This is a genomic window from Dietzia sp. NPDC055343 (assembly GCF_053645265.1).
Window position 1 is genome coordinate 1 of sequence record NZ_JBSHMJ010000080.1, and the last position, 3,025, is coordinate 3,025.

At 67.6% G+C, this 3,025-nt stretch carries 3 protein-coding genes; 2 read left to right on the forward strand and 1 reads right to left on the reverse strand.

Annotation, left to right across the window (positions count from 1 at the left end):
- Nucleotides 1-414, forward strand: a 414-nt coding sequence (locus tag ACWIE7_RS18265) for an aldehyde dehydrogenase family protein (protein WP_454070200.1), incomplete at its 5' end; no start/stop codon positions are given.
- Between the two features lie 170 nt (nt 415-584).
- Here ACWIE7_RS18265 and ACWIE7_RS18270 read toward each other — a convergent pair.
- Nucleotides 585-1,391: a crotonase/enoyl-CoA hydratase family protein gene (locus ACWIE7_RS18270; RefSeq protein WP_454070201.1), complete on the reverse strand. Its 807-nt coding sequence runs from the start codon at nt 1,389-1,391 to the stop codon at nt 585-587.
- Between the two features lie 81 nt (nt 1,392-1,472).
- On the opposite strand from ACWIE7_RS18270, the gene ACWIE7_RS18275 reads away from it, so the two are divergent.
- A partial coding sequence (locus ACWIE7_RS18275) for an acyl-CoA synthetase (RefSeq protein ID WP_454070202.1) occupies nt 1,473-3,025 on the forward strand: 1,553 nt, incomplete at its 3' end.

Sequence of the window (3,025 nt, forward strand, 5' to 3'; positions counted from 1 at the left end):
TCCGACGAGGTGTTCGGCCCCGTCCTCACCGTGTTCCGCTACTCGAGCATCGACGAGGCCATCCGGTACATCAACGACCGGCCCAGCCCGCTCGTTCTGTACTGGTACGGCGAGAAGAACGAGCGGTTCGAGACGGTGGCCGACCGCACCCGCTCCGGCAACATCTACGGCAACGACTTCGGCATCGGCATGGTCTCCTCCGCCATCCCGTTCGGCGGCGTCGGGAACTCCGGCATGGGCTCGTACCACGGCCATTACGGTTTCCGGACCTTCACGCACGAGCGGGCCGTGGCTCTGCACTCGTTCGACTACTCCGCCGCCGATTTCATGGTGCCGCCGTTCGGGCCGGACAAGAAGAAGCAGGCGTCGATGTACTTCGGCGCGATGAAACTGCGGACGCGGCTCAAGCTCTGAGGCACTCGAGCTTCGAGGGGCGGGGTTGCCCAGTGGGCGGCCCCGCCCCGCCCCAGCTGCAAGACAGGGCGCCCCGGTTGCCCGACATCCTGGTCGAAAAGTTCGCTGGATTTCGCAACTGTGGTCAGGCAGCTGCGGGGTGATGTCTTGCAACTGGGGGAGGGGGTGGGCTACTCCCCCCGGAACTCGGCCTTGCGCTTCTCGGCGAAAGCCCGCGGGCCCTCCTTGGCGTCGGCGGAGGCGAACACGCGGCCGCCCACCTCGGCGTCGATCGTGAAGGCCTCCTCCTCGTGCATGCCCTCGGTGCGGCGGATGGTCTCGATCATCCCCTGCACCGCGAGCGGCCCGTTGGCGGCGATCAGCTCGGCGATCTCCAGGGCCTTGTCCAGCGCGGAGCCGTCGTCCACCACGTGGCCGATCAGCCCGAAGCGCTCGGCCTCCTCGGCGGAGAGGTGGCGGCCGGTCATGAGGACCTCCATCGCCACGGTGTACGGGATCTGACGAACCAGCCGCACGGCCGAGCCGCCCAGCGGGTACAGGCCCCAGCGCGCCTCGGAGACGCCGAACTTGGCCGAACGTCCAGCCACCCGGATGTCGGTGCCCTGCAGGATCTCGGTGCCGCCGGCGATGGCCGGGCCCTCGACCGCGGCGATGAGCGGCTTGCTCAACCGGCGCCCCTTGAGCAGTGCGGGGAGCTTGGTCAGGTCCCAGCCGCCGCCGGCGAACTTGTCGCCCGGGGCGTCCTTGTTCATGGCCTTGAGATCGGCACCGGCGCAGAAGAAACCGCCCGCACCGGTGAGGATGCACGCCCGGATCTCCGGGTCGGAGTCCACCAGGTCCCAGGCGGCCTCCATGCCGCGCATCATCGGCCCCGACAGGGCGTTGCGCGCCTCGGGCCGGTTCATCGTGACGATCAGGACATGACCGCGCCGCTCGGTGAGCAGGTGCTGGTCCTCGGGCGTGACGGCGCTGGTCAACGGAGCCTCCTGGGAAAACTGGTCGAAGTGAGATTCAAGTAACACTCACCACGGGACGGTAACACGTTCTACTTTGGTGGCATGGCTTACACCATCGGAGATCTTGTCGAGCACAGCGTCGATCGCGTGCCGGACCGCGAGGTCCTGGTCCAGGGTGACCGGGTCCTGACATTCCGCGAACTGGAGGAGCGCGCAAACCGCCTCGCGCACCACCTCCGATCGGTCGGCGTGGGCCCCGAGGGGAAGGTCGCGGTCTACAGCCGTAACACCATCGAAGCCGTCGAGGCGATGGTCGCGATCTTCAAGCTCCGCGCGGTCATGGTCAACGTCAACTTCCGCTACGTCGCGCCCGAACTCGAGTATCTGCTGAACAACTCGGACAGCGTTGTCGTCGTCGTCGAACGTCGCTACACCGACGTCCTCGCCGAGGCCCTCCCGCAGACCCCGGGAGTCACCCACGTGGTGCTGGTCGAGGACGGCACCGACGGCCCCGACCCGCAGGTCCCCGTCGGCGTCACCGTCTCCCACTACGAGGACGCGCTGGCCGCGCAGTCCGCCGAGCGCGACTTCGGCGAACGCTCCAACGACGACATCTACATGCTCTACACCGGCGGAACCACCGGCTTCCCCAAGGGCGTCGTGTGGCGGCAGGAAGACGTGTTCATGGTCCTCGGCGGCGGCATCAACTTCCTCACCGGCGAGAAGGTCGCCGACGAGTGGGAGCTCGCCAACAATGCCGTCGACGGCGGCGTCCTGGTCCGCGCCGCACTCCCGCCGCTCATCCACGGCGGCGCCCAGTGGGCCATCCTCATGGCCCTGTTCGCCGGCCACACCAGCGTGCTCGTCCCCGAATTCGACGCCGAGGCCGTGTGGCAGACCATCACCGACCGCAAGATCAACCTCATGTTCATCACCGGCGACGCCATGGCCCGCCCCATGATCGAGGCCTGGGACCCCGAGAAGTACGACGCCTCGAGCCTGCTCTATATCGGCTCGTCCGCGGCCCTGCTCTCGCCCTCCGTCAAGGACCAGTTCGTCGACGCATTCCCCAACCTCATGCTCTCCGACGCGATCGGCTCCTCCGAGACCGGATTCTCGGGCCTCTCCACCGCCGAGAAGGGCAAGAACCACACCGGTGGTCCCCGTGTGATGATCGACGGCGAGACCACCGTGCTCGACGACGACGGCAACGAGGTCCAGCCCGGATCCGGGGTCATCGGCAAGGTGGCGCGAACCGGGCACATCCCGCTGGGCTATTACAAGGACGAGGCCAAGACCGCCGAGACCTTCCGTACCTACAACGGCAAGCGCTACGCGATCCCCGGCGACGACGCCCGCGTCGAGGAAGACGGCACCGTCACCATGCTCGGCCGTGGCTCGGTGTCCATCAACACCGGTGGCGAGAAGGTGCACCCCGAAGAGGTCGAGGCAGCGCTCAAGACCCACCCGGACGTGTACGACGCGCTGGTGATCGGTGTTCCGCACGAGCGGATGGGCCAGCAGGTCGCCGCCGTCCTCCAGACCCGCGACGGCACCTGCCCGCCGATCGAGGAACTCAACGAGTACGCCCGCAAGGAGATCGCCCGCTACAAGTGTCCGCGCGCACTGTGGGTCGAACCCGCCGTCAAACGGAA